Genomic DNA, 25,616 nt, shown 5'->3' on the forward strand with positions numbered 1-25,616 from the left:
GCTATTTCACCTGACGATTGATTTGCGGTTGATAAGAGAATTGTAGTTGTACGCTGTCGCCGGTGATGGTCTGGTTGTTTGATTCATACACTTGCTGGCGATAGCTATAAGACAGATCCAAATTGATTTCCGGCGTCCAGCGCCATTGAACATTCGGTGATAGGGTAATAAATGTGCGGTTATTGCTTCTGCTGGTATCGTTACTAAATGTGGATATCGATTCAGATAGCAAGTAATTGGCGTTGATACCGGTGGATAAGCGCTCCGTGAGATTGTATCGGCCTCGGGCTGAAAAGGTGGTTGAGGTTTGTTGCTGACCGGTGCTGGCCGGGTTGAGCTGTTGTCCGGCACTTAAGCTGAAGTCACCCCAGTCGCTTTTACGAGCCAAGCTTGCCGAAAATACGTTGCCTATGGTGTTTTTGGATAAGGAAGACCGACTATTAAGCTCTGGCGCAGGGTTTGACGAGCTGGTGAATTGAGTGCTGTCAGTTGTTGTGTCGCGAATCCCAGCTGAAAATGCTAATTGGGTCTGCTCGTCAAATAGATATTGCACACCCGCCTGGTAAGTGAACGTAGTCGATTTTTGGCTGAAACCTGTTGTTATTGGCGCGGTTTGATAAAATCGCAATGGTACAGGAAAAGGAAAAGGATTGAAAAGACCGATTCCTGGACTCTCGTTTGCCGATTCATACACCGAATACGCACCTGTCAGGTTAAATGACAAGCGTTCGGTGTAGGCATGGCTGGCCGTTGCCGAATATTGCTGGAAACTATAATCCGAGTAATTAATGTTATTTATCAGGTTTTGCGCTCTGTCAAACGCCACATCCTGGTAGCTATAACCCAATTGTAGAGAGCTTTTCTCGTTCAAGTTATAAGTGACAGTTGGGGAGACTGATTTGGTGTTCCGTGGTACGAGAAGTTGCACGCCACCTGCTTCGTTGATCTGTGTTGGGTCGATTACTGTAGGGTCAAGTTGGTTATTAATCGAGGATTCTTCCGCATAGCTTGCTGCTAGATCGGTTTTTAAACGCTCGCCCTGATATTTGTGGCTGAGGTTGACTAGTTTTTCGGAAAAATCCAGCGCCGAGTCGCTACTGTAAATCAACTCATTCCACTTAAAACGGGTATTCAATTCGTTGTCGTCGGCAAGATAGCCGAACATCACACCTGGAGAAAGGGTGCTGATAAAATTGCTATGCTTTGGATGAATCTGCATGCGTACATTATCGTCAAAGCGCTCCTTAAAGCTAAACTCCGGTTTGAACAGCAAATCCAGCGCATAGCCATCGGTGCTGAATAAAACCAACGCAGGTAGCAAAAAATCCGTTTTTATCTTCATAGATAGTGCTTCTATCTAATTCCGCTTAGGGTACGGTAACCGTGTCTCCCGGTTCCAGCAGGATGTTTTGTTCCAGGTCTTCGCCATCAATCACATCGCTGTAGTCGAAAGGAAACACTTTAACTTGATCGCCGGTGCGGCGAATAATGCTAATCGAACCTTCCTTGGCAAACACGGTCAGGCCGCCGGCCAGACTCAGGGCTTGCAGCACATCGAGGCGTCTGCCGGAAAACACTTGTCCGGGCTTATTGACTTTACCGATCACAAAGATCGAGTTGCCCTGGTTGTTGAGTAATTTAACCGAAATCGAGGGGTCGGATATGTAATCGGCCAATCGGCTGGTCAAATTGTCTTTCAGTTCGGTAATGGTTTTACCGGCAGCACCGACGGTGCCGATCAAGGGGAAAATAATCGTGCCGTCCGGGGAAATCAGGATTTGCAATTGTTGTAAGCCTTCTTCTTTCCAGACTGTGATTTCCAATGCATCACCAGGCGATAGTTGGTAAGCCGCATAATTGGTCTGCTCTATAGTCACCGTAGGTGCAGGGCTGATTGTAGTGTTGTTAATGGGCTCTATTGGCGGTGCAGGTGGGATCGGGGTTTCCGGTTCTGCCAGGGCAGTGGAGGAGCAAAGCAGACAAAACGAGAAAAGAGTAATTATCTGTTTCAAAATGTATTCCTTTATGATGTTATTGAGGTTGCAAACCGCACTTTTCGAGCCAAACGCCAAAGTAAGGCGGGATTTTAGTAACGGAATATAACAAGAATAAGACGATCCCAAACGCAGTCTTAGGTGAGAAACACCTAGACATTTCATGCGATTATAACCGGGAATGACTGTGTTTTGTTCGAATCAAACAGTAAATTAACCAAAAATTAATAAAACTTCGGGAGTAAGGCAGTGACAGTGAACGATTTTTTACAACGTGTTAAGTCCGGGCAAGCGGTCGAATTTCAGGAAGTCATTGCGCTCATTGCCGAGCATTATCAATACCAACCCACCGAATTTAGTAACGGCTTGCAACAGCCTCTGGTAAACGAAGCGGGTCGTAATGAGGGCTCTTGCAAGATTTTTGCATTCGCCAAATTGCATAAACTGACTGTCGAACAAACTCTGGCGCTCTTCGGTGATTATTATCGCCAAGATGTATTGGGTAACCCGTCCGGCGACGATCATCAAAATATCAGACACTTTATGCGTGATGGTTGGGAAGGCATTGTTTTTAAAGGCGAGGCCTTGCAAGCCCAATAATTGCCGTGCAAATCGATGTACTGCTGATCGGTCAGGGTTTGGCTGGCAGTTTATTGGCTTGGGAGTTATTGCAGCGGCCAATGCGAATCTTGGTGGTGGACGACGGCGCGGAGAACGCCTCGCAAGTCGCAGCCGGTTTAATCAATCCAGTGACCGGGCAGCGCTTGGTAAAGCAGGTGGATGTGGAAAACCTGCTGCCGGTCGCAATGCATGCTTATCGGCAACTTGAGAGACAGTTTGGACAAGCCTTCTATCAGCAAATGCCAATGCTGAAAATTTTGCGCACCGCCAAAGAGCTTGAAATTGCCGAACGCCGTTTGAGTCAGGCGGATTATCGTGACTATTTGTCGGAGTTGGCGGCGGCCTCCAAGGGAATTAACGCGCCTTACGGTGTGTTGCAACAAGGCCAGACCGGCTATTTGCGGACCGAGGCTTTGCTGAGTCGGTTGCGTGATTTTTTACGGAACAAGCACTGTTATCGGCGACACACTCTGCAATACGCAGAAATTAATCTCGAGCCGGCGCTGCGTTGGCAGGAAATATATCCGCGGCATATTGTTTTCTGCGAGGGTTATCAGGCGCTTACCAATCCATGGTTTAAGTATTTACCGTTTCAATTGGCAAAAGGTGAAATACTGGGTTGCGAAAGTAGGCAAGATATTCCAAAACAGATTTTGAATTACGGGCATTGGCTGATTCCATTGGAGTCCGGGCGCTTTAAGACCGGTGCGACTTTCGAAACAGATCAAGTAGATCATGTGCCGACCGAAGCAGCGAAAACCGCTTTATTGGCGAGCTTACGTGCGGTCTGCCCACAACAACAAAACCTTAATGTTTATCAGCATCGCGCCGGAATCCGGCCGGCTACACGCGATAAACAGCCGTTTATCGGCACGCATCCCAAATATCCGCAACTGCATATTTTCAATGGCTTTGGCGCCAAGGGCAGCTTGGCGATTCCCTGGTACGCTGCCCGGTTTGCCGATTACTTGCAACAGTACGCCGGTTTGCCGCCCGTTTGTGATATACGCCGCTATGACAAAACCTATATCCCTGCTTGAAACTGCCCATCATATTGTTGGTTCTTACCTAGATCCGGGTGACGTGGCGGTCGACGCGACAGTGGGTAACGGTCACGATACCGTGTTTCTGGCGCAGAGCGTTGGGGCGAGTGGTCATGTATTCGGATTTGATATTCAGCGGCAAGCGCTGATCAACAGTTTTCAGCGTTTACTTCAGCTCGATTTGCAGCGCCGGGTGATACTGCGTCTCGCCAGCCATGCCGATATGCTGTTGCATGTTCCTGAGCAGTGGCGTGGCCGGGTGAGAGCAGTGATGTTCAATCTGGGTTATTTACCCGGCGCCGACAAAACCGTGATTACCCAAATCGATTCGACGCTGGCCGCCTTAAATGCCGCGTCTGGCTTGTTGGCGCCGCGCGCCGTTATCACGGTATTGGCGTATCCGGGTCATGCCGGCGGTGATCTGGAAACCCAGCAGTTGGCGGCATGGTCCGGGCAGTTGGATGGCACCCATTTTACTTCTGAGGTCATTCTCAGCAGTCACGACAAACCTAGTGCGCCCCGGCTTTTTGTTATTCGCAAACAAGCCGATCTGCTATGATTGCGCTCCTTTTTTTACTAGCAATAGATGTGCATCATGTCAGAATTCAATAACGTCACCATCGTCAAACAGGCCAATGTCTATTTCGATGGAAAAGTGAATAGCCGCACCATTAAGTTTGCCGATGGCTCTTCAAAAACCTTGGGTTTTATGCAGCCAGGCGAATATACCTTTAACACGGCCGAACCTGAATTGATGGAAATACTGGCGGGCGAACTGCAAGTGTTATTGCCCGGTAACGATGCCTGGCAAACCGTGAAAGGCGGCGAGTCTTTCAATGTGCCGGGCAATGCCGCTTTCACCATGAAGGTTAGTGTTGCCAGCGATTACTGCTGTTCTTTTTTGAAGTAAGCGCCGGATGGAAAGGGTAGCGATTTTTGTCGATGTGCAGAATATTTACTACACCACCCGGCAACGCTACCAGAAACATTTCAATTACAGCGCGTTTTGGCAGCAGGCAACCGCGGGTAAACAGGTTGTTGCTGCCATTGCATATGCGACGGACCGCGGAGACAGCAAGCAACAAGGTTTTCAGCAGATCCTGAAAAATATCGGTTTTACCGTCAAACTAAAACCCTATATTCAGCGCCGCGACGGTACCAGTAAGGGCGATTGGGATGTGGGGATTACCCTGGATGTAATGGATTACGCTGCGCAGGCTGATCGGATTATTCTCTTGTCCGGGGATGGCGATTTCGAATTGTTATTGCAAAAGGTGCGCAGCGATTTCGGTACTGCCAGCGATGTTTATGGCATTCATAGTTTAACCGCGCCGGCCTTGATTCAAGCGGCCGACAATTTCATTGCCATTGCCGGCGCATTATTGCTGTAAGACGTTTGGGCGTTTTGCTTATTGTTTGTCGGCGTCTTCTTCTACCAATTCTTTGCCTTTCTCTGCGGAACTGGCGGCTTCTTTGGGTTCGGTAGCGTTTTGATTGTTTCTGCGGGCAAAGGTGTCGGGTTCGTCGCTACCGAATAAACCGCTAATTTTTTCCCACATCGAGCGTTCCAGGTCGCGTTTTGGTACGTCAACGCTGGTTTCCGTGGATTCCTTGGCAACCGGCATCGAGCTGGGTCTGAAGTCGCCTTGCACGCCCATCAAATTGTCACCATTGAAAAATAAAGACACCCGTTTTTGCACCCGGTCTTCGCCGCCCGGTTGCTCAGAGTATAAATAGTCCCAGCGCTTTTCATGAAAGGCATCGGACAGCATAGGCGAACCCATGATATACAAGACCTGGCGCTTGGTCATATTGGGCCGCAATTGGTTAATCATGCTTTGATCGATGATATTGCCTTGCTCAATATCCAGGGTGTACACGCCGGGCAAGTTAGTGAGAATGGTGCTGCAAGCGTTAATCGATAAACTGGTGACGGCCGCTAGCAAAAAAGTCGATTTTTTCATGAGAAGAGAATGGAGTCTGACGACAAACGATGGGCCATTATCCCATAATTCTGTCAGCGGCTTGGCGCAAAAAACGATACAATGTTGCGGATTATCGGTTTAAAGGAGGGGGCTTGTGGAAACTCAGGATTTGCGTAATGCGGGCTTAAAGGTGACCTTGCCCAGAATCAAAATTCTGGAGATTCTGGAAAAACAACAGGACGATAGGCATTTGTCGGCCGAGAAGGTCTACAAAATTCTGTTGGCGGAAGGTGAGGAAATTGGCCTGGCGACGGTTTATCGGGTGTTGACCCAGTTCGAAGCCGCCGGCTTGGTTAACCGTCATCATTTCGAGGGCGGCAACTCGATATTCGAACTAAATAGCGGCGGCCACCACGATCACGTCGTCTGCATGAAGTGTGGAAAAGTCGACGAATTTACCGATGAAGTCATCGAAAAACGCCAATCGGAAATTGCCCTAAGATTGGGTTACACCCTTACCGATCACAGCCTCTACCTTTACGGTTATTGCGCTGCTTGTAAACCCCCAAAAGCCTAAGCATGTTTAAACCTCTCATCCTGTATATCGGGTTACGCTATACCCGTGCTAAAAAACGCACTCAATTTATTTCATTCATCACTTTAACATCCGTACTCGGTATCGCATTGGGCGTGACCGCCTTGATTACCGTGCTGTCGGTCATGAATGGTTTCGAAGCCGAATTGCGCGAGCGCATCCTGGGCATGACCGCGCACAGCACAATTACCGGCCGCTTCGGGCAGCTGGATGATTGGCAAGCTTTAGAGCAACGCACTCGCAGCATGCCTCATGTCGAAGGTGCTGCGCCGTTTATCCACGGTCAGGTGATGGTGAATGCTGATCGTCAAGTCAGCGGCACTTTGTTGCAGGGCGTGTTGCCCGAATATGAAGCCAAAGTGTCTGAAGTGGCCAATAAAATGATGTTCGGTAGTTTGAACGATTTAGTCCCCGGCGAGTTTGGCATCGTTTTAGGTGCCGAGTTAGCAAGTTATCTGGGCGTGATGATGGGTGACAAGGTCACCGTGATAACGCCGCAAATTAACTCCACGCCGGCCGGGATTCTGCCGCGCATGAAGCGCTTCACCGTCGTAGGTGTGTTTAAAGTCGGCATGTACGAATACGACCGCAATATGGCGCTGATGCATCTCGATGATGCCGGCAAATTGTTCAGATTGGAGTCGGCAGTATCCGGTTTGCGTTTGAAGCTGGATGATTTATTCAACGCGCCACGCATTACCCAAGGCTTGGCAGATACGCTGGGCGAAGAGTTTCGGGTCAGCGACTGGACCAAAGCCCACAGCAACTTTTTCCGCGCCGTGCAAACCGAAAAGCGGGCGATGTTTATCATTTTGCTGCTGATCGTGGCAGTAGCGGCGTTTAACATCGTCTCCACACTAGTGATGGTGGTCACTGACAAGCGCGGCGACATCGCCATTCTGAAAACTCAGGGTTTATCGAACGGGTCGGTGATGGGGATTTTTATTGTTCTGGGCTGTATCATCGGCAGTATAGGTACTTTATTAGGCACGGTTGGCGGCGTGTTGCTGGCCCTAAATGTGGAAACCATTGTGCCGGCCATCGAAAAAGCCTTTGGCGTGCAGTTCATGGCCGCCGATGTGTATTACATCAGCGAAGTGCCGTCAAAACTGATCTGGACCGATGTGTATTGGATAGCCTGCGTGGCGTTTTTATTATCCTTGCTGGCGACGCTGTATCCAGCTTGGCAGGCGGCGCGTATAAATCCTGCCGAGGTGTTGCGTTATGAATAATGCCATCGTGTTGCAGTGCCAGCAGTTAACCAAGCGTTATGAACAGGGCGATTTGAATGTCGAAGTGTTGCGCGGCGTCGATTTGGCGATTCATGCCGGTCAGCGTGTCGCTATCATGGGCGCATCCGGCTCCGGCAAAAGCACCTTGCTGCATTTGCTGGGTGGCCTGGAAAAACCCAGCTCCGGCTCGGTGATGCTGGATGGCGCCGATTTGAATAAGATTAGCGCCGGCAAACTGAGTCAGCTTCGTAATCGTTCACTGGGGTTTATCTACCAGTTTCATCATTTGCTGGGTGAATTTACCATCCTGGAAAACGTCGCCATGCCATTGTTGATCGGCAACCAATCGATCAAGCAAGCCCAACAGCAAGCTGCCGAGCTACTCAAACGTGTCGGCTTGGGGCATCGCATGCTGCACAAGCCCGGCGAATTGTCCGGTGGCGAGCGGCAACGCGCTGCTGTAGCCCGGGCTTTGATTAATCAGCCTAAATGCGTCCTGGCCGACGAGCCTACCGGCAACCTGGACAGCAAAACCGCCGAGCAGATTTATCAGTTGATGCTGGAGCTAAATCAGGAATTACAGGTGAGTTTTTTGGTGGTGACGCATGATCCTGAGTTGGCTGGGCGAATGGATCATGTGCTTTATATGGAGGATGGGTTGATTGTGCCGGAAAGGGTGCATCATAGCTGAAGGCGGCTATCTCTGATTTTCTGGTACTGCCCTTAATTCCTCAGGGCGTTTGCTCCCTCTCCTGATGGAGAGGGTTGGGGAGAGGAGATTCAAATGGTTGTGTCGCTATCGCGACGGCTTGATTTAATGTCGGGTCTCGGCCCGACAGCCGAGATACTTTCGCTACGAAAACCATCCTTGGTTTTCGCCCTTCGGGCCAGCCTGTCGGCTGTTCAAATTCCTTCCAGACGAATTTGTGCGTGGCCAAAAGAAAGTATCCAAAGAAAAGGCCACCCGGATGCCGCTTATTCCCTGCGCTCCTCGCTTTTGACGAGGGTCGGCAGAAGGGGCTTCCCAGCCCCTCCGCCGACGTGCGGCATCCCTGCCGCACCCCTTCGGGCAATTCTCGCCAAAAGCTCCGGTGCTCGGCGCGGCATACGGGATAAAAAATCGTCCCGGAATTAAAAGTCGGTTAGGGAACAATGAAACTGCGATGGAGTGAAACGAAATCGAGGTTTTGGTGGCTTCAATGATTCTGGATTTCGCTGAGTTTCATCTAGGCTATTTGTGCAAACTTAAACCTTTATGCATCTGTTCTTCGGCTGCGGCATAGAGTTTTTGAAAAACTTTGTTCAACGCTTCCAGCCGAGCTTCGTTTTGCCCTGTATTACGGTTCGCGTACATATACGGACGGATTGCTTTGTACTCGCCGCTATCCCGTGCGAATCCGTACAAATACCCATTGTTTATGTCAAGAAGGGAGGCCTCGTATATCGAATATGAGTCTCGGTGGTGCCCAGGAGCTAACCACATTCCAATGATGGATATATTTAACATACTCAATGGATTTAAGTATGAATCTGTATCCGTACTATCGTTGATGAACAAGATGGTGTCGGCTCCCATCCTTGCGCCGGCTAGGCGTGATTCGTTGGAGAAGCAACTGCCTTCGCTTCGATAGCCACAATTTGATATTAAGGATTGAGGGACAATGTCAAAGCTTTTAATAAAACCCAAGGCCTTAAACTTTTCGCCCCAAATGTTTATAGCCTCTTGCTCTTCTTTTGAAATTTCCGTTCGACGGTGGTTGGCTGGTACTACCGCGACTTTCAATGGGATCGTTGCCTGCGGGCGCAAATTTCTAATTTCTTCCACAGTTGTAGCGGTGGAAAACTGAGTTCTTGGAGTGTCTCCAATCGATTGTTCCAGATGGGGCCGCATATCAGTTGCGGAACAAGCTGCTAGAAGTGTCGTGAGCGTAAAAATCCAGGCTTTTTTCATAAATCCTCCATAAATAAATTGGCTGCTTAAGGCTAAGTTGTGATTCTGGATCGTTCGGTGCATTACGCTATTGTTAACGTACCCTACAAAATTTTGAAGAGCACAAGCGGTGGGATTTGCGCTTGGGTTTCTCCCGTATGTCGCGCCGAGCACCGGAGCTTTTGAACGGATCAGCCCGTTAGGGGCGATGCAGGGATGCATCGCGTTGCCGAAGGGGCAGGAAGCCCCTTTCGGCAACCCCGTTCAAAAGCGAGGAGCGCAGGATCAAAGCGGCATCCGGGCCGCCTTTTCTTTGGATACTTTCTTTTGGCGGAGCAAAAGAAAGTATCTCGGCCGTCGGGCCGAGACCCGACACCAAAATAAACCGTCGCGGTAGCGACACAATATCAACTGAATAAAATCAAATCCTATTTGGCTGAATAAACCGGAAACCTAGCACACAACAAATGCACCTTCTCCCTAACCGCATCAATCACACTCTCATCCCCCAGGTTATCCATCACATCGCACATCCATTCCGCCACTTGACGGACTTCGTATTCCTTGAAGCCGCGCGAGGTGGGAGCAGGGGTGCCGACGCGGATGCCGCTGGTGACGAACGGTGACTGCGGGTCGTTGGGTACCGCGTTTTTGTTGACGGTGATGTGGGCCCGGCCTAATGCGGCGTCGGCGGCTTTGCCGGTGATGCCTTTGGGGATTAAAGACACCAGCATCAAGTGGTTGTCGGTGCCGCCGGAAACCACATCAAAACCGCGTTGGATAAAAACCGCCGCCATGGCTTGGGCGTTTTTCACCACTTGTTGCTGATACGTTTTAAATTCCGGGGTCAGCGCTTCTTTAAAGGCTACGGCTTTGGCGGCGATCACGTGCATCAACGGACCACCTTGGATGCCGGGGAAGATGTTGGAGTTGATCTTTTTTTCCAGGTCCGGATTGTGTTTGCACAAGATCAAGCCTCCGCGCGGGCCACGCAGGGATTTGTGGGTGGTGCTGGTGACCACGTCCGCAATCGGCACCGGATTGGGATATAAACCCGCTGCGACTAGGCCGGCGACATGGGCCATGTCTACGACGAAGTAAGCGCCAACTTTATCGGCAATGTTTCGAAAACGTTGCCAGTCCCAAATGCGGGAATAAGCCGAGAAACCGGCGATGATCAGTTTAGGTTTATGTTCCAGGGCCAGGACTTCGACCTGTTCGTAATCGATTTCGCCGGTGTCTTTGTTCAAGCCGTACTGGATGGCGTTGTAGATTTTGCCGGAAAAGTTGGGTTTGGCACCGTGGGTTAAATGGCCGCCGTCGGCCAGGCTCAAGCCCAGGATGGTGTCGCCCGGTTGAATCAATGACATGAAAACTGCCATATTGGCCTGCGAACCGGAGTGAGCTTGCACGTTGGCGTAATCGGCGCCGAACAATTCTTTGGCGCGGTCGATCGCCAATTGCTCAACGACATCGACGTATTCGCAGCCGCCGTAGTAGCGTTTTTCCGGATAGCCTTCGGCGTATTTGTTGGTCAGCACCGTGCCCTGGGCTTCCAAAACTCGGGGGCTGGCATAGTTTTCCGAGGCGATCAGTTCGATATGGTATTCCTGGCGTTGGCGTTCTTGTTCCATCGCTTGAAATAGTTCGTCGTCAAAGCCTTTGATGGTCATCGATTCGCTAAACATGGGGTCTCCTAAAGTAAGTTCGGGTTATTCGTGGGGATGCAGCAGCAGGACTTGCAGGTCGGCGACATTGGTGCCGGTTGCGCCGCTCAGCAGTAAATCGTTCGCCGCTTGCAAGGCAGGGTATGAGTCATTATCGTCGAGCAAGGCCGCCGGGTCGAGTCCGGCGGCGCGGATGCGTGGCAAAGTGCCGTCATCGACGATGCCGCCGGCGGCATCGGTAGGGCCGTCGCGGCCATCAGTACCGCCGCTGAGAAAGGTCCAAGCGCCGTTCAGCCCGTATTTTTCGGCGGCCAGGGCGAAGGCAAGAGCCATTTCCTGATTGCGGCCGCCCTTGCCATTGCCCTTTAAGGTAACAGTGGTTTCGCCGCCGGCGATGACGGCTGTCGGTTGCGTCATGCCGGCTGTTGCGGATAGCGCATGCAGTGCTATTTGCTCGGCAACCAAGCGCGCTTCGCCGCCCAACTGTTTGCTGTAAAGCTGGGTGTCATAGCCCAATTTGCATGCTTGATCGATTGCAGCGTCAACGCTAATGGCATTGCTGCCAAGCAAATGGTGGCTCGTCTGCCGGAAGAGCGGGTCACTGTCTTTAGGCGTTTCGATTTGCAAGCCTTGAGCGCCTTGTTGCAAATAGTTTTGCACGCTGGATGGTATTTTCTGCCATATGCCGAACGATTCCAATATTGCGACGGCGTCTATGAAAGTGGTGTCGTCGGGCACGGTGGGGCCACTGGCGATGGCGCTCAAATCGTTATCCAGCACGTCGGATAAAATCAGTGCGTGCAAGTCGGCGGGTGCGGCAAATCGGGCAAGACCGCCGCCTTTGAGTCGAGACAGATGTTTGCGGACGCAATTGATCTGGTTGATGGTTGCGCCGGAGGCCAGTAATAGACGGGTGGTGGCGATTTTATCCGCCAAATTGATGCCGACGGCCGGGTAGGGCAGCAATGCCGAGCCGCCGCCGGAAATCAACACCAACACCAACTCGCCGGGATTCGTGTTGCTCAGGCGGGTAGCGATGGCTTTTGCCGCATGCAAGCCAGCGGCGTCCGGCAGCGGATGGCCGGCGCCGAATACCTGACAGTTTTCGACGACATCAATGTTGTCGTAATTGGTCACGACAATGCCTTTAGCGGCAAGCCAAGACTCGGGAATTATTGTTTGTGCCGTATCGGCCATTGCGCAAGCAGCTTTACCGAAAGATATTAAATGAATGCGCCGCCAGTCGCCGCTGCGGTAGCCGGTTTGTTCCGAACCGATATGCAGCAGTTCGCTATCGGCTCTGAGAAAACGTTTTACGGCAAGATACGGATCAGCCGCCGCAACGCCGGCGCGAAAAATGGCGGCTGCCTGTTCACGATAACTTGGCTGAACTGCGGACATATCGATCCGGCAGAACCTTAAGCCATGGCTTTAGCGAGTGCAAAGATGATTTCCGCGTCGAACACCTGCTTATTGCTTTCAAATAGCTTGGTGATACAGGCGCGGTGTAGGGCTAGTTTTAGCGCGCCGAAGCCGATGGCGCCCCAGACGATTTTGCCGTGTCGTTGTTCGCCTCTATCCAGTACATCCGTGCCGCCAATGCCGACAGGCGGCGTGGCGTTGGCGTCCGCCAACAATTGCAGATTTGGATTGTTTTGCCAATGTTCCGGCTTTAATAATTGGACACCGGCAGCACCGGTCGCTAATACGACGTTGGCGTCTTGGATGGCGGCGGCGCGACTGTCGTAATCGGCGGCTTCTATGGGTGTCAGATCTACGCCGAAACGCTCCTTCATCGCGAAGCAGGCTTTTTCCGCGTTAAATATGTGTCGGGACGTGATGCTGACATGCGCGCCTTCCAGCGCCATCATTGCCGCCGCACGTTGACCGACCGGACCTGTACCAGCTAATACCACCGCTTTTTTGCCGGCCAGGCTTGCGCTGCTGCCCAGTTTGGCGACGGCGGCGGCGGCTGTAGTGTTGCTGCCGTTACTGTCCAGCATCACCGACACTTGAAACCCGGGGAAAAAATGTTTTTGCACCGCTATCAGTAAACGCTGGCCGGCCTCGATATTGCTGCCGCCGATAAAAATCGCCGTGTTTTTTTTGTCTTTGGGGGCGCGAGTGAAGATCGTACCGTCGACCAGGCCGCCGACGTTATCGGGGGTAATGTTGCCGTAACCAATGACATGGTCCGCGCCGCCGTCGTAAGCGACTACGGTATCGAAAGCCGAGGGATGGGTGTCGGTGTCGAACTGGAATAACAATTTTTTCATTAAGCTACCTGATATGAATAATGGTGGCCCGGTGGGAGAAGGTTAGCCGCCGGCATTATACAGAATAATATTTACCTCGCCGCAGAATCCAAGCGGGTTTTGGCAAGCAGGAATTAGTGATTGTTTGCTCAAAAACTTTATGTCATATTGGAAAAGCCTGCCGTTGGGTCGGGTGTGGAAGAATCCAATCAATAAAGAGGAACGCAGATGAAAACGCCCGTGGATATTGCTGTAACAGGTGCAGCTGGTCAGATTAGTTACTCCTTGCTATTTCATTTGGCGTCTGGCGAATTGCTGGGGCCGGATCAGCCTATCGTGCTGCGTCTATTGGAAATTCCACCGGCTATGAAGCAGTTACAAGGCGTGGTGATGGAGTTGAACGATTGCGCGTTTCCGTTGATCAACAAAATCATCATTACCGACGATCCGAAAGTGGCATTCGATAACGTCGATTATGCCTTTTTGGTAGGGGCAAAGCCGCGCGGACCGGGGATGCTGCGTAGCGATTTGTTATTGGATAACGCGCAGATTTTTATCACCCAAGGCCGGGCGCTGAATGAAGTAGCCAACCGGAATGTCAAGGTTTTAGTGACCGGCAACCCGGCCAATACCAATGCTCTAATCGCTATTCATAACGCACCGGATTTGGCGCCGGAGTGTTTTACGGCCATGACCATGCTCGATCATAAACGCGCGATCAGTCAGGTGGCCGAGAAATGCGGGGTGCTGAGCAGAGACGTGAAAAACGTCGCGGTTTGGGGTAACCATTCCTGCACGCAATATCCTGATTTACATCATGCCAAGGTCAAGGGCATGGATGTATTCTCTTTGGTCGAGCAATCCTGGTTTGTTGATGAATTTATCCCCACTGTGCAGTACCGAGGTACGGAAATTATCAAAGTACGCGGTCAGTCCAGCGCGGCGTCTGCGGCGCATGCGGCGATTGAGCATATGCGGGTTTGGGCCTTCGGTACCGATCCGGGGGACTGGGTGAGTATGGCGGTCGCATCCGACGGTAGCTATGGTGTTGCGGAAGGATTGGTTTATTCCTTCCCGGTGACGGTGGTGGATGGGCAGATCGGCATCGTTAAGGGCTTGGATCTTAACGAGTTCAGCTTGGCAAGATTGCGTCAAAACGAAGTAGAGTTAAAAGAAGAGCGACAAGCCATCAAACATCTACTCTAAATTGTCCGAATGCGGGAGCTCTGCGGCTATTCCGCGCGGCTGGGCTTATCGAGCATCACAATCGCGGTATAGCGCAATAACTACCGCTCCATTATTTGTTGCTGATGTTTTCTTGTGTTTACGTCGGCGGGTCTCTCGGCTAGCCGATTCGTAAGGCGCCGCCATCCGTGGCAGCTTGTTAACGACTGGTAAAAAGCGCTCCATCCCTCATCCAGCGAGAGAGTTTTTTAGCGCGTCCTTAAAATCTTGAATGGGTCGGGGGCTTTAATTGATACCCCGGAAATTGTTTGGGTGGGGCAGGCAACAAAACAGTGCTTTATTATTTTTTTAGATAAAGCAATAGGTGTGCCAATTATGAATTCCCGTTTGACGGGGCACGTACGGGGTGATGGGTGATTCCAAAGTACCGGTTTTGAGGCTTATGCCGCAATGGCAAGGGATATGCCGTATTTTTGGGCATATTGAATTGGCACCGTATCGGTAAGGGATAAAACTCAGCGCGTTGCTGGGTCTGCAACGGCTAACGAGCCTCCGGAATTGCCGTGTACGTCTATCCATAAGTACGGCAATGCCAACTGTTCCAGCCAACTTGGGCCTTGTTCTTCCTTGAGCATGGCGATGGTTGACGCGCTGCCGGCCACTACGCAGAATTCGCCGACGACACTGACAGATGCCAAATGCCGAACCGGCCAGCCTGTTTTCGGATTGAGGATGTGTCCGTAGCGCTGGCTGTTGACGATAATGCAGCGCTCATAGTCCCCACTGCTGGCGACTGCGCCGTTATGTAGTGCCAAAGTACTTGCTAATGCCTGCCTTTGGCGGGGGTGATGGATACCCACTCGCCAGGCAGTGCCGTCCGGACGTGGGCCTATCAGTTTGATGTCGCCGCCCAGATTGATAAAGCCGTGGCGAGCGCCGGCATTCCGTGCAATTACCGCAGCCCGGTCTACGGCATATTCTTTGACGATGCCGCCAAAATCCAGCTCCATGCCGGCCAATGGGAACTCTAATAGCGGTGCCTGCCAGCGTAGTTTGTCCCATCCAACTTTTTTCAATAGTGTTTTAATTAGTTGTTCATCCGGCAACTGGCCGGACTCGAAACGCCAAGCCTGCCGTAAAATTCCGGACGTGATGTCGAACAGGCCGTCGCTTTGTTGATGACAGGTTGCAGCATAATTCAGTAAGCCAGCCGTTTCCTCATCCACGGTAATGCGGCCGCCCATGGCTGCGACTTGATTGATGCTTGAAAGCAGGCTGTCGGGTTTATACCGGGAATACAAGCCCTCCAAGCGTTGCACGTCGGCTGTTACTATATCGGCAATACGCTTGGCCTGTTTATGCTCCGTGGCAATCAATTGGATTTCGCATTGAGTACCCATAGCCTGGAATGGGAAGCGAAATAAGGATGTTGGGCTCACGATTAATCTTTGTCGGTTTTAAAGTGATAAGCGTGGCTGATGGAATATTAACTCCGTATTTTTTTTATTAGAACCAGGTAAAGCGCTAGAGGCAGTAAACTGGGTAGAATATATTTTAAGTCCTTCATACCAAAATACCCCAAACCCAAGGTTTTTCTAAATAAATGATGCGCGCTAGGTAAATCGTTTTTCCAATAAAACTCATAAGCTCTTTGCAATAACTGGCCTTTTGTCAAAAGATCGGTTTTAGCTTTACCCAGCGTTTGCGATATTACGGGAAAGTCTCGCAGCAAGCCTTTTTGCACGCCCCAATGATTTATTATGGCCCTAAGTCGGTTGCTGGAAATTTGTTCGCCTTGTTGATGGTGATAATAAGCCAATACTTCAGGAACGCGGACAATATTGGCAAACATTGCAATTCTGATCCACATATCGAAATCTTCAGCGGTTAGCCAGTGTTCGTTAAAACCTCCAACTTGATCGATGGCAAATTTGCGCGTCAATGCGGCGTGAATTGGCCAAGGGCAACTGCGCAACAAAACGGCAAACTTATCATTTTCTTCGTAATCAGGCGGAATATAAGGTTGGGATTTTTCTGCGCTCAGACCAATATTTTGCCAGCCGCAGTATGCGAGTACGCTATCCGGTTTTTCTTCAAGCTTATGATGAAGCTTTGCCAGAAACTCAGGGTGCCAACTGTCGTCGGAGTCCAGAAAGGCGATAAATTCTCCTGATGCGGCTTCCAATCCGCGATTGCGCGCAGGGCCGGGGCCTTTATTCTGTTGGGAAATAACTAATATATTTTGATACAGCGTTGTTATTGTCTGCAAAACCTCTAGCGAGTTATCCGATGAACCGTCGTCAACGACTATCAATTCGAAATTCTTGAAAGTTTGTTGATACAGATTGGCGATGGTTTTTTCAATGATATGTGCCGAGTTATAGCAAGGCATAATCACGGAAATGAGTGGTTTAGCTTGAGATATATCAGTAGTTTGTCGCATACTGGATTCGCCTGAATCAGGCCGTTGATTGTGCGAAATTTATTTTAAATCAAATTGTGGCAATTCGAGCTTTTACTGGAATATTGCCTTTAGCTGTTGGCGCCATTCCCAGAGAATGCCTTTTATACGTTGATTTAAGGTTTGCTGTTCAAAGCCTAGCAAACGCAGATGGGCATTATTGATTTGTCCCAATAATCCCGATAGCAGATCAAGTTCTTGATCAGAAATCGCCGGCGGGCCGTAGGCCAGCGCAGCGTTGGCGATGTTCAAAAATTGCTTAGCGTATTTTTGGCTGGAAAAATTTTCAGCGACGGAGATACGGGCGTTGGCGCTGAGTTTTTGAGCCAATTCTGGGTCGTCCAGCAGGCGCAAAATGGCCGTAGCGGTGGAATTTTCATCGCCCGGATCTACCAAAATGCCGTCGTGTTCGTTAACGATGCACTCCCGTAGACCCGAACACGCCATCGCGACCGCTGGCGTACCCAAAGCCATTGCCTCCAGAGCGGCAATGCCTTGGCCTTCAAAAATTGCCGTGGAGAGAAATATAGTGCTTTGTGCCAGCAAGGCGGCAATGTCATCTCGCGGTCCGAGTATATGTAACTTGTTGTTTAATTGGCCACGCTCTAATTCGTCTTCCAACAGGCGGACAGCTTCCGGTTCCTGTTTTGGGCCGGCGATAAGGAAATAACAATCCGATTTAAACGTAACGACCTTGGCGGCTACTCTGGCAAAGGCAGCAAAGTCCTTTTGAGCAGAGATGCGGCCCACGCCGATTACCAATTTTGCGTCTGCGGAAAGGCCCAATTCTGCGCGAATATCGGTTGAAGACGACTTGGCAGAACTACGCAAATCTTCTATATCGATGCCGTTGTAGAGCGTATTTATTCGGTCAGCGGGTAAATATTCCGATAGCGATTTAGCAACGTCGTCTGATACGCCGATGATGCGGCTGCTCAATTGTTTTAAAAGGTGAATATAGCCGCCGGTGCCAATGCTGGATTCATAACGGGACAAATCTTCCGCAAACGGTGCATGAATGTGCCAAATGGCCGGTATTCTTTGACGAGCGGCGGCAATACCGGCATGCAGTAAATGACCGGTGTTAATGTGAATAATGTCAGGGTTTTCCTGCTGTATCAACGTAATTAAATTGTCTAATTGTGCAAAAGAATCTCCGTAAAACTTAAATTGCGCCCGCTCTGTTCGGCTTAAGCAGCAGGAATATGGGACCAGCCAGTAACGAATCGCTTGAGACTGCAAATATTCCGTGACATTGCCAGCTTTGGGCACCACCGCGATAGGTTCGACGCCTAGTTTTTTTAATGCGACCATCAAGGTGCAGGTGGTTTTGTCAACCCCGTTTTTTAAATCACTATTATGGAAAATATGTAGAGTTTTCATTTTTTATACGGAGAAAACAAACGAATGGCTATAGCTTGATAAACACAATAAAATAAAGCCAAAGTTGCACTTAGATAATCCTTCTTCCGCCAGAAGGCGAGTAAATAAGTTTTCTTGTTGTGTGCGAGTAAGTATCTAAATAATGGTATCCTGATCGCTAAATTGACACGATTGAGGTAGAAGCTTTCCAGTACCGATATATTACCTTGGTATATATATAAATTTTTGTTGAGCCAAGCTGTTGAAAGGGTTTGAGCATAATGTGCAATTTCAGATTTTGACAAGTTGTCATGGAATACAATGTCTGGAAAATTTGTCATCCCATAATCCAGGTACCAATTGCCAACAGTTTGTTGAAATAAAGGTAATGGGTTGGCGTTTAAAATTATTCCTGGCATAAAATAGCTTACAGCTCCATCGATAATGTTAAATTCGTTTCTAATTGCCAAATATCTACCCAAGTATCGCCCTGCTGCCACCCCCAGCTCTGCTAAATTGCCTTTTAAGTTGTTCAATAAAGAGCGATGATGAATAAAGTGACTAGACTGCACGCGATTTTTTCCAAGTAGAGTGCTACGTGTCCAAACTGGATGGAATTGATTATCTAGAGCCGGTTGACCTTTTTCATCGCATGCTTCGCTAAAGTAGCGAGTATCCGGCATAAATGAAATAGATGTTTTGTGCTGGATGTGACTTGCCAGGATTTTCAATATTACATCGATATTGAATCTAAAATTGTCTTCCAAATATGCAAAATAAGCACCTTTAGCTCTATGCAATGCCGTGTGCCACGCAAGGCCGTTTTCATCGAAAATACAGTCATGAGTGGCAAGTAACGGGATAAAAGGTTTCAGGCTAAGTTCTGGTTTGACCGAAACTACAATAATTTCTATCGAAAACTTGGCTTGAGCCTTCAAGGCGAAGGCTTGTTGCAGACGTTGATTGAAATCTTCGCCAGCTTGGTTATAGGTAACGAATAAACTTACCGCTATCTGATTGCAGGGGATAATCGCCAGCGTATCGGGATTCAGGGCTGGGTCTAGGTTTTCGATGCCGCGGTAGGCATTGAGTAATGCCGCCAACCAAGCCTTGTCGTTGGCGAGCAGTTGTTCGCCCAAGTTTTCGCAATAGAGCTCCGGCTTTTCCAGCCACAAGACCAGCGCCTTGTTAAGACGGTCTCCCGAGGTAGCGTCTGGCAGATTCCGCCAGGTGCGATACAACAATGACGGTCCCTGCTCGGGTAATAGTTGTTTGATTCTTTCGTCTTGCCATGTGCCGGTTGGAAAAGTACAAATAACCGTTTTTGCGGTGTCCGCAGCTCGTCGAGGATCGTCTAATAGCAGTTGGTTAAATCCCGCATCGCGAACCTCCGCTACCGAAGCACACTGTGCTCGCGCTTTGTGGTGTGTAGTACTGGCTGGATTTAAGCGCCAGATGAACAGAATTTCCGGCAGATTGGCGAACCGGCATCCCGCCAATTGCATGCGCATAAATACGTCGTAGTCGGGTACCAGACAACTGCGGTCTACGGAGTAGCCACCCACTTTTTCCAATGAGTGTCGTCTAATCATCGTGGTGGGATGATGCAGCGAAAAAAAAGCGTACATCAACACCGAAATTCTCTCTGAATCAGTCGGGTGCGTATCGATGCCAATATCTCGCCCGTCGGCGTGCAACATTCGCCATTGGCTACCGACCGCGTCAATGTCTGAATGCTGATCGAGGAACTGTTTCTGTAGCTTTAGTCGATCGGGGAGGGAAATATCGTCAGAGTCCATGATGGCGATATATTCACCTTGGCTTTCGGTAATGCCTCTTTGGGTTGCAGCGCCTATGCCGGCGTTAACTTGAGTGATGAGTTTGATGCGCGAATCTTGTTGGGCGAGATTTTTCAAAATCTCCGGGCTGCCATCGGTGCTCCCGTCATCGACGATCACCAATTCAAAGTCCGTAAAAGATTGTGACAGAATACTCTGAATGGCTTCCGTTAAATATCGTTGAGTATTGTAAACGGCCATGATGACGCTGATAGCGGGCGTGTAGATGCTATTAGCAGACATAGATTAAATCAAGCTGCTGGGCGCAGTTTAATTCTTAACTCGGGCGGACATTCACCAAATTTGTTAATAAAGTAGTGATTTATTCCATAAAACTGAGCAATATAAAATGGATCATTAAATCGGCCGAATACTTGTTTTATCCACATACCAAATGCCCAATAACGCTGTTTTAGCGTTAATGGTGCTTTCCATGATAGAAATGCGAGAGAAGGGAAGCAGGCCTTAATGGTTTTTAGAATAACTGCGTGATGCTCGCTAGTGGGTAAATGCCGTTTTGACCATAAAAGCAGGTTACGGGTCATATAATATTTCCATAACGGAGATTCACCGCCAAACGATGCGGAAACCTTATGCCAAATTTTCGCGTCTGGTACGGAGTAATTAATTAACCCAGCTTTCCTGGCGCGTTGGCACCAGTCGTTCTCTTCGAAATTTAAAAAGAATAATGGCTCCATCAAGCCTATTTTTGAAATGACATCTTTGTGTACAAACAGGGCGCAACCCACGGCATACTCTACTTCGTAGGGGTTATTGCTTGGTAATTCCTGAGCGGATTTACCGAGCCCAATATGATTGAGATCAAGAATAGTTGAGTCCCAAAAACCGCCCGCAGCCCAGATTACGTTAGGATTATCGTAATAGTAGCTCGCCGCACCCAGAATGCCTGGATTAGCCAAGGAGTTATATGCGTCGTGAAATGCTTGTAAGAGGTTGGGATCGACGATAATGTCGTTGTTTAACAATACAACAGCGTCGGCGTCTTGATCCAGAGCGTAACGAATGGCCCTATTATTCCCTTCGGCAAAACCTAAGTTGGCTCCATTTTCTAATACAAAGACATCCGGATATTCGGCGCGTATAGTCTTCACGGAATCATCACTGGAACCATTGTCGGCGACGATAATATTAAAATTAGGATGCTTAAGGAGCTGTAGCGAGGATAAACACTCCAAAGTGTCTTTTTTGCCGTTCCAATTTAATAGGATAACCGTTAATTTATCAAACGATATTGATAGGTCATTTTTCATCGACTTATTTCTGTAGACGCCAGCCTATGTTTCTATTATATAGATACCTAAGATAATGAGATATATTCAATGGATTTGGATGGGTACGCAAAGTTTTTCGCTCTTTATTCGGATCATTCAAGGCATTAAATGTTGCTTCGAGATATGCATGACCCCATTTTTGGTCTGGTTCGAGATGGTTCCCTTCAGCCCATTCATTCCACGCATTAATAAAGACTAATTTCGGTATTTTAGAGTCAAATAAAGAAGCTTTTTGAATTGAACTTGCAAGCCATTGCTCGTATTTATCAGGCGTTGAGTTAATAAAAATTGCAGCATTTTTTTTCTTCCTAGCACTATTATCCCAGCAGGGAGTGACTCCCGGAAACCTTACATAATCAGGATTTTTCTTTCGCATCATGCTGGTAGCTAAAGTATCATAATCTACCACTTGGTTATCACTAAAAACCTTAGGGAATAATCCGATATTGGATATTTTTTTAAGTAATTCAGTCCTAAACAGCCTTGGTCCAAGGTTGGCCCAGTCTGGAGCAAATTCTATTGCTGCGTCGAAACCAATAGTTTCAGGGTTAATGTTGTTTACAAAGCTTTCTACTCTGACTAGATAAAGATCGCCGATGCCATTTTTAATGGCTTCTGCTCGCCAAATTTCAGCAGTTTTTTTGGGGTCTGGTAACAATTCAGTCCGATAAACTAGAAACAAAGGTTTTCCGTCAATTCTTATATAACGTGGGTCACGAAAAGCACTAAAAAGTGAATGAATATGATCTATATCATCTTCATGGCTATACTTTTGTTTTAAAAGCACGTCTTTTGATCCGCCACTCCAGGTTCTGGTCCAGTTCTCGTTAGCCCAACAAAGACAAAATGGAAAATCAGGCTTCCCAGTATTTAATATTTCATTGACAGGATGTTCGAGTATCCGTCTCTTGTTGAACCAATAATGATAATAACAAAAACCCGAAATTCCATACTTTCCGGCAAGCTCAGCTTGTTGTTGCCGTACTTCCGGTAAACGCAAATCATAAAAACCAAGATCTGCAGGTAGATGAGGCTGATAATGACCCGGAAATAATGGTCTTGCTTTTGTGACATTCGTCCATTCAGTGAACCCTTTGCCCCACCATTCATCGTTTTCTGGAATTGGGTGGAATTGGGGGAGGAAGAATGCAATTGCTTTTACTGGGTTATCATTCATGAATTAGGCGCGATGTATTAATTTTTGAAATAAACTTGTAAAAGGGCCAAATCTATTTTTTTCAAGCCAGTCAATTTTAGATTTTAGCAACATATTTTGCTTGTTTAGTTCTGATAGTTTCGAGACTAATTGGTCTACATTGTCTAGTTTCGTATACAGAGACTCTTCCGTATTTGATGTGGGTATTGCTTTTACTATAAATTGATATGTATTGGACTCTGGGTTAAGATCGTTAATCCAGTCAAAAAAAGATTCATCTTTTGCAGAAGAGCAATGCACATTAAATTCAGTTTCTTCTGGGGTCCTAATGACGCGATCCCATAAAATAATATGGTATCCGGCATCTTCAAATAATTTTATTATATTTTTTTTAGTAAAAAATCGTATATGAGTATTGTCTAGTAGTCCATATTTTTGGTAATCAAATCTCCCGTGAGCAAGTTCCCAGCATATTGCTGAGTGACTAATGTTAGGTATGGATGCAATTACAACACCATTCTCATTAAGAAAAGGAAGTATTTTTTTTAGAGTTGCTAGAGGATCTATCAGGTGCTCTAATACATCAACGAAGAGAATGGCATCGAAGTTTTCATTTTTTAGTGCTAATGATAAATCAATTTCCTCAATGCTTCCAATTATAACGTCTTCGCAATATGGTTTAGCATCTACTGCAGCTGACGGATCTATTTCGAGTCCTGTAACTCTGCAGCCCAAATTTTCTTTCAATATTCTAGATTGAATTCCGCTAGCACAACCAATTTCAAGTACCTTTGAATTATTTTTTATCCATTTAATAACTTTTTTAGCTGGGTGGTTTTCGTTATCTGGAATTTCATATATATACTTTTTAGAGGTCACTTTTTTCTCTCAATGTAATATGTTGACTAGGCTGCTGTGAATGTCCATGTGCCGGGAAGAGATACTAACCCCTCATTCCAAGTTTTGTCTGCTAGGTTTTCAGATGTTACTTGAAAATGTAGCAGGTTTTCTGCATAAAAAATAGTTCTACTGGCTGATCCTTCAGCGACTCCCGCTCTGATCGAGTAGACTCCAGGCATAAATGGAAATGATTCAATCTCAAAGTTAAATTCATATATGCCAATATCAAGTTTTTCTATTTTTAGTTGGTTTATGCTTTGCTGAGTGGCTAGATAAATAAAGTCAGTGGTGTGAATGCCCACTCCAAACATAGGATATCGAACCTGATTTTTAACTTCATAAACTAATTTAATGGTAACGGCTTGAGTGTGTTTTAATTCTGTAATTGAGTTGCCTGAAGAGTTGAGGAGTTTAATATCTACTAGGTGTATCTCTCCTGTTGCCCATTCGTTGTTATTTGCCAAGCTAAGTGTGGTAGAGCTGTCAATGCTTATTTTTTTGTCATTTGCCTGATAAAATTTTGCGCATAAGCTGTTTGCGTCACCATCACCTATAACTGAGCCTTTACTTAATAATATAACTCTATTACATAACCGTTCAATTTGGCGTATGTTGTGGCTGACTAGAAGAACAGTTTTACCTTGGCGTCTAATAAGATCTTCCATTCGATCAAAACATTTCCTTTGAAAAGCTAAATCCCCAACTGCTAATACTTCATCAATAATTAATATATCTGCTTCCATGCTAGTGGCAATGGAAAAGCCCAGCTTTACCGTCATGCCGGAACTATATCGTTTAACCGGTGTGTCAATAAATTGTTCCAGCTCGGAGAAATCAATGATTTCATCCAATTTCTGTTGAATGATTTTTTTGGGAATACCCAAGATGGCGCCGTTAAGATAAATATTTTCTCGGCCGGTTAGTTCCGGATTGACACCGGCACCCACTTCAATCAACGGTGCTACGCTGCCTTTAACAATGACTTCGCCCTTGGTGGGTTTGCTGATATTGGCCAAGTGCTTGAGCAGAGTACTTTTACCTGCGCCGTTATGCCCGATGATGCCGACCACTTCACCTTCATTGATGTGAAAATTGACATCGTCAAGCGCTTTGAAACGCTCGCGCTCTTGAACCGGTTGGAAGGCGAGGCGTCTCATGGTGTTTAAAGCGGTTTCCTTCAAACTGGTAAGGTGACCGAGCTGGTATTCCTTGGTGAGGTGGTTGACTTCTATGATGGCCATATATGCTAATTAATGATGTAATTTTGAAGTTTTTTGCCGAATCTTATATGACGTCGGCGAACCAACTTTCCGCGCGCTTAAAAAACCAATAGCTGAACGGTAGTATTACCAAAATCAAAATTAACCCCGGATAAATTACATTTAAATCGGGCTCTGTTGCTCTAATTAAAACACTTTGAAATCCATCTATAATGCCCACTAATGGATTAAGTGTGTATAAAAAATACAAATCATTGGACCATTCGCCCGCTGCCTGTTCGATAACTAATTTCTTTTGTACCAAGCTCAACGGATAGATGACTGGGGAACCGTACATCAATAAAGATAATGCTATTGGTATTGCTTGAGCTATATCGCGGTAGTATACATTCATCGCTGCGCCAAAGAAGCTGATTGTTAAGGCGACTATCATCGTGTATAGCACGAAAGCCGGTATCCAGACCGCATGGAGAGTGGGCATGACATGATAATAAATCATCATGGCAGCCAATATCGCAAAACTGATAACTAATTCCACTAGTTTGGTAACCATCGCGGTTAATGGAAACACTTCACGCGGGAAATATATTTTTTTGATCAAATTGGCATTCGAAGTTACGCTATTGACGCCTTCAGAAACTGATTCCTGAAAAAATACCCAAGGTATTAGTGCTGCAAACGTAATAAGCGGATAAGGTAAGCCCCCGGTTTCTATGCCCACAAAACCCTTAACCAAGGTAAATACCAGCATTAACATAATAGGCTTTAATACAGCCCATAAAATTCCGAGGTATGCTTGCTTATAGCGGATAACGATGTTTTTCCAGGTGAGTGCGGCTATTAGCTCTCTGTAGGTATATAAGTTTTTGGCGATTCGTAACATGGGTATTTATTTTAACTGAATAATCCAATCGGTAGCGGTTAAGCTTTTAATTAGAGA

25 protein-coding genes are annotated in these 25,616 nt (G+C 47.7%); 9 read left to right on the forward strand and 16 right to left on the reverse strand.

Going from position 1 to position 25,616, the window contains the following annotated elements; genetic code table 11:
* Position 1 precedes the first annotated feature (1 nt).
* Both CWO84_RS06690 and CWO84_RS06695 read right to left on the reverse strand, forming a co-directional pair.
* Positions 2-1,342 carry a TonB-dependent receptor gene (locus tag CWO84_RS06690; protein ID WP_033159007.1) on the reverse strand — a complete coding sequence of 447 codons (1,341 nt, stop codon included), beginning with the start codon at positions 1,340-1,342 and terminating at the stop codon, positions 2-4.
* Between the two features lie 25 nt (positions 1,343-1,367).
* On the reverse strand, positions 1,368-1,877 hold the full coding sequence (locus tag CWO84_RS06695; protein ID WP_033159006.1) for a polysaccharide biosynthesis/export family protein: 510 nt from the start codon (positions 1,875-1,877) through the stop codon (positions 1,368-1,370).
* Between the two features lie 366 nt (positions 1,878-2,243).
* Here CWO84_RS06695 and CWO84_RS06705 point away from each other — a divergent pair, with 366 nt between their 5' ends.
* From CWO84_RS06705 to CWO84_RS06725, 5 genes are read left to right on the forward strand one after another with little or no spacing between them, the layout of a single operon-like run.
* Entirely contained in the window at positions 2,244-2,594 is a 351-nt protein-coding gene (locus tag CWO84_RS06705; protein WP_033159004.1) for a HopJ type III effector protein, read from the forward strand.
* A gap of 5 nt (positions 2,595-2,599) precedes the next feature.
* The gene (locus CWO84_RS06710) at positions 2,600-3,655 is read left to right on the forward strand and encodes an FAD-dependent oxidoreductase (RefSeq protein ID WP_033159003.1); all 1,056 of its coding nucleotides are present in this window, start codon (positions 2,600-2,602) and stop codon (positions 3,653-3,655) included.
* Entirely contained in the window at positions 3,630-4,217 is a 588-nt protein-coding gene (locus CWO84_RS06715; RefSeq protein ID WP_033159002.1) for a class I SAM-dependent methyltransferase, read from the forward strand. The genes CWO84_RS06710 and CWO84_RS06715 overlap by 26 nt, the downstream gene beginning before the upstream one ends.
* 36 nt (positions 4,218-4,253) lie before the next feature.
* Positions 4,254-4,568, forward strand: a complete 315-nt coding sequence (locus tag CWO84_RS06720) for a pyrimidine/purine nucleoside phosphorylase (RefSeq protein WP_033159042.1) — start codon at positions 4,254-4,256, stop codon at positions 4,566-4,568.
* 7 nt (positions 4,569-4,575) lie between these two features.
* Positions 4,576-5,049, forward strand: a complete 474-nt coding sequence (locus CWO84_RS06725; protein WP_033159001.1) for an NYN domain-containing protein — start codon at positions 4,576-4,578, stop codon at positions 5,047-5,049.
* 18 nt (positions 5,050-5,067) lie between these two features.
* On the opposite strand, the gene bamE is transcribed toward CWO84_RS06725, so the two are convergent.
* Complete coding sequence (gene bamE, locus CWO84_RS06730) at positions 5,068-5,622, reverse strand: outer membrane protein assembly factor BamE (RefSeq protein WP_033159000.1); 555 nt, start codon at positions 5,620-5,622, stop codon at positions 5,068-5,070.
* A gap of 115 nt (positions 5,623-5,737) precedes the next feature.
* On the opposite strand from bamE, the gene fur reads away from it, so the two are divergent.
* From fur to lolD, 3 genes are read left to right on the forward strand one after another with little or no spacing between them, the layout of a single operon-like run.
* Positions 5,738-6,160 carry a ferric iron uptake transcriptional regulator gene (gene fur, locus CWO84_RS06735; RefSeq protein ID WP_026146882.1) on the forward strand — a complete coding sequence of 141 codons (423 nt, stop codon included), beginning with the start codon at positions 5,738-5,740 and terminating at the stop codon, positions 6,158-6,160.
* A gap of 2 nt (positions 6,161-6,162) precedes the next feature.
* Positions 6,163-7,410 carry a lipoprotein-releasing ABC transporter permease subunit gene (locus CWO84_RS06740; RefSeq protein WP_033158999.1) on the forward strand — a complete coding sequence of 416 codons (1,248 nt, stop codon included), beginning with the start codon at positions 6,163-6,165 and terminating at the stop codon, positions 7,408-7,410.
* Positions 7,403-8,101: a lipoprotein-releasing ABC transporter ATP-binding protein LolD gene (gene lolD / locus CWO84_RS06745; protein ID WP_033158998.1), complete on the forward strand. Its 699-nt coding sequence runs from the start codon at positions 7,403-7,405 to the stop codon at positions 8,099-8,101. The genes CWO84_RS06740 and lolD overlap by 8 nt, the downstream gene beginning before the upstream one ends.
* 540 nt (positions 8,102-8,641) lie before the next feature.
* On the opposite strand, the gene CWO84_RS06750 is transcribed toward lolD, so the two are convergent.
* The 4 genes from CWO84_RS06750 to CWO84_RS06770 all read right to left on the reverse strand — a co-directional run bounded on the left by CWO84_RS06750 (position 8,642) and on the right by CWO84_RS06770 (position 13,283).
* A complete protein-coding gene (locus tag CWO84_RS06750; protein WP_033159041.1) occupies positions 8,642-9,361 on the reverse strand; it encodes a hypothetical protein in 720 nt (239 codons plus the stop codon).
* Positions 9,362-9,768: 407 nt separating this feature from the next.
* The gene (gene glyA / locus CWO84_RS06760; protein WP_101052127.1) at positions 9,769-11,028 is read right to left on the reverse strand and encodes a serine hydroxymethyltransferase; all 1,260 of its coding nucleotides are present in this window, start codon (positions 11,026-11,028) and stop codon (positions 9,769-9,771) included.
* A gap of 24 nt (positions 11,029-11,052) precedes the next feature.
* Entirely contained in the window at positions 11,053-12,408 is a 1,356-nt protein-coding gene (locus tag CWO84_RS06765; RefSeq protein WP_101052128.1) for a glycerate kinase, read from the reverse strand.
* Positions 12,409-12,425: 17 nt separating this feature from the next.
* On the reverse strand, positions 12,426-13,283 hold the full coding sequence (locus CWO84_RS06770; RefSeq protein WP_033158995.1) for an NADP-dependent methylenetetrahydromethanopterin/methylenetetrahydrofolate dehydrogenase: 858 nt from the start codon (positions 13,281-13,283) through the stop codon (positions 12,426-12,428).
* Positions 13,284-13,490: 207 nt separating this feature from the next.
* Between CWO84_RS06770 and CWO84_RS06775 the strand changes: the two genes are divergently transcribed.
* Positions 13,491-14,468, forward strand: coding sequence for a malate dehydrogenase (locus CWO84_RS06775; RefSeq protein WP_033158994.1), 978 nt, complete (start codon positions 13,491-13,493; stop codon positions 14,466-14,468).
* Positions 14,469-14,962: 494 nt separating this feature from the next.
* Here the strand turns inward: CWO84_RS06775 and CWO84_RS06780 are convergent, their stop codons facing one another.
* From CWO84_RS06780 to CWO84_RS06820, 9 genes are all read right to left on the reverse strand, one after another.
* Positions 14,963-15,847 carry an FAD:protein FMN transferase gene (locus CWO84_RS06780; protein ID WP_101052129.1) on the reverse strand — a complete coding sequence of 295 codons (885 nt, stop codon included), beginning with the start codon at positions 15,845-15,847 and terminating at the stop codon, positions 14,963-14,965.
* Between the two features lie 86 nt (positions 15,848-15,933).
* Positions 15,934-16,890, reverse strand: coding sequence for a glycosyltransferase (locus CWO84_RS06785; RefSeq protein ID WP_225893069.1), 957 nt, complete (start codon positions 16,888-16,890; stop codon positions 15,934-15,936).
* A gap of 72 nt (positions 16,891-16,962) precedes the next feature.
* The gene (locus CWO84_RS06790; RefSeq protein ID WP_101052130.1) at positions 16,963-18,291 is read right to left on the reverse strand and encodes a glycosyltransferase; all 1,329 of its coding nucleotides are present in this window, start codon (positions 18,289-18,291) and stop codon (positions 16,963-16,965) included.
* Positions 18,288-20,351 carry a glycosyltransferase gene (locus CWO84_RS06795; protein WP_051670442.1) on the reverse strand — a complete coding sequence of 688 codons (2,064 nt, stop codon included), beginning with the start codon at positions 20,349-20,351 and terminating at the stop codon, positions 18,288-18,290. The genes CWO84_RS06790 and CWO84_RS06795 overlap by 4 nt, the downstream gene beginning before the upstream one ends.
* A gap of 8 nt (positions 20,352-20,359) precedes the next feature.
* The gene (locus CWO84_RS06800) at positions 20,360-21,379 is read right to left on the reverse strand and encodes a glycosyltransferase family 2 protein (RefSeq protein ID WP_051670441.1); all 1,020 of its coding nucleotides are present in this window, start codon (positions 21,377-21,379) and stop codon (positions 20,360-20,362) included.
* Positions 21,380-21,383: 4 nt separating this feature from the next.
* On the reverse strand, positions 21,384-22,577 hold the full coding sequence (locus CWO84_RS06805; RefSeq protein WP_033158991.1) for a glycoside hydrolase family 99-like domain-containing protein: 1,194 nt from the start codon (positions 22,575-22,577) through the stop codon (positions 21,384-21,386).
* Between the two features lie 3 nt (positions 22,578-22,580).
* Complete coding sequence (locus CWO84_RS06810; RefSeq protein WP_051670439.1) at positions 22,581-23,435, reverse strand: class I SAM-dependent methyltransferase; 855 nt, start codon at positions 23,433-23,435, stop codon at positions 22,581-22,583.
* 26 nt (positions 23,436-23,461) lie between these two features.
* Complete coding sequence (locus tag CWO84_RS06815; protein ID WP_101052131.1) at positions 23,462-24,697, reverse strand: ABC transporter ATP-binding protein; 1,236 nt, start codon at positions 24,695-24,697, stop codon at positions 23,462-23,464.
* A gap of 43 nt (positions 24,698-24,740) precedes the next feature.
* Entirely contained in the window at positions 24,741-25,559 is an 819-nt protein-coding gene (locus CWO84_RS06820) for an ABC transporter permease (RefSeq protein WP_033158989.1), read from the reverse strand.
* Positions 25,560-25,616 lie beyond the last annotated feature (57 nt).

The sequence above is a fragment of the Methylomonas sp. Kb3 genome, assembly GCF_002834115.1.
In the GTDB taxonomy this organism is placed as follows: domain Bacteria; phylum Pseudomonadota; class Gammaproteobacteria; order Methylococcales; family Methylomonadaceae; genus Methylomonas; species Methylomonas defluvii.

Bases quoted from the DNA above. Each gene is read 5' to 3' on its own strand.
- CWO84_RS06690 (WP_033159007.1), bottom strand. From the start codon at position 1,342: ATGAAGATAAAAACGGATTTTTTGCTACCTGCGTTGGTTTTATTCAGC.
- CWO84_RS06715 (WP_033159002.1), top strand. From the start codon at position 3,630: ATGACAAAACCTATATCCCTGCTTGAAACTGCCCATCATATTGTTGGT.
- CWO84_RS06720 (WP_033159042.1), top strand. From the start codon at position 4,254: ATGTCAGAATTCAATAACGTCACCATCGTCAAACAGGCCAATGTCTAT.
- CWO84_RS06725 (WP_033159001.1), top strand. From the start codon at position 4,576: ATGGAAAGGGTAGCGATTTTTGTCGATGTGCAGAATATTTACTACACC.
- bamE (WP_033159000.1), bottom strand. From the start codon at position 5,622: ATGAAAAAATCGACTTTTTTGCTAGCGGCCGTCACCAGTTTATCGATT.
- CWO84_RS06740 (WP_033158999.1), top strand. From the start codon at position 6,163: ATGTTTAAACCTCTCATCCTGTATATCGGGTTACGCTATACCCGTGCT.
- lolD (WP_033158998.1), top strand. From the start codon at position 7,403: ATGAATAATGCCATCGTGTTGCAGTGCCAGCAGTTAACCAAGCGTTAT.
- CWO84_RS06750 (WP_033159041.1), bottom strand. From the start codon at position 9,361: ATGAAAAAAGCCTGGATTTTTACGCTCACGACACTTCTAGCAGCTTGT.
- glyA (WP_101052127.1), bottom strand. From the start codon at position 11,028: ATGTTTAGCGAATCGATGACCATCAAAGGCTTTGACGACGAACTATTT.
- CWO84_RS06765 (WP_101052128.1), bottom strand. From the start codon at position 12,408: ATGTCCGCAGTTCAGCCAAGTTATCGTGAACAGGCAGCCGCCATTTTT.
- CWO84_RS06770 (WP_033158995.1), bottom strand. From the start codon at position 13,283: ATGAAAAAATTGTTATTCCAGTTCGACACCGACACCCATCCCTCGGCT.
- CWO84_RS06775 (WP_033158994.1), top strand. From the start codon at position 13,491: ATGAAAACGCCCGTGGATATTGCTGTAACAGGTGCAGCTGGTCAGATT.
- CWO84_RS06780 (WP_101052129.1), bottom strand. From the start codon at position 15,847: ATGGGTACTCAATGCGAAATCCAATTGATTGCCACGGAGCATAAACAG.
- CWO84_RS06785 (WP_225893069.1), bottom strand. From the start codon at position 16,890: ATGCGACAAACTACTGATATATCTCAAGCTAAACCACTCATTTCCGTG.
- CWO84_RS06790 (WP_101052130.1), bottom strand. From the start codon at position 18,291: ATGAAAACTCTACATATTTTCCATAATAGTGATTTAAAAAACGGGGTT.
- CWO84_RS06795 (WP_051670442.1), bottom strand. From the start codon at position 20,351: ATGTCTGCTAATAGCATCTACACGCCCGCTATCAGCGTCATCATGGCC.
- CWO84_RS06800 (WP_051670441.1), bottom strand. From the start codon at position 21,379: ATGAAAAATGACCTATCAATATCGTTTGATAAATTAACGGTTATCCTA.
- CWO84_RS06805 (WP_033158991.1), bottom strand. From the start codon at position 22,577: ATGAATGATAACCCAGTAAAAGCAATTGCATTCTTCCTCCCCCAATTC.
- CWO84_RS06815 (WP_101052131.1), bottom strand. From the start codon at position 24,697: ATGGCCATCATAGAAGTCAACCACCTCACCAAGGAATACCAGCTCGGT.
- CWO84_RS06820 (WP_033158989.1), bottom strand. From the start codon at position 25,559: ATGTTACGAATCGCCAAAAACTTATATACCTACAGAGAGCTAATAGCC.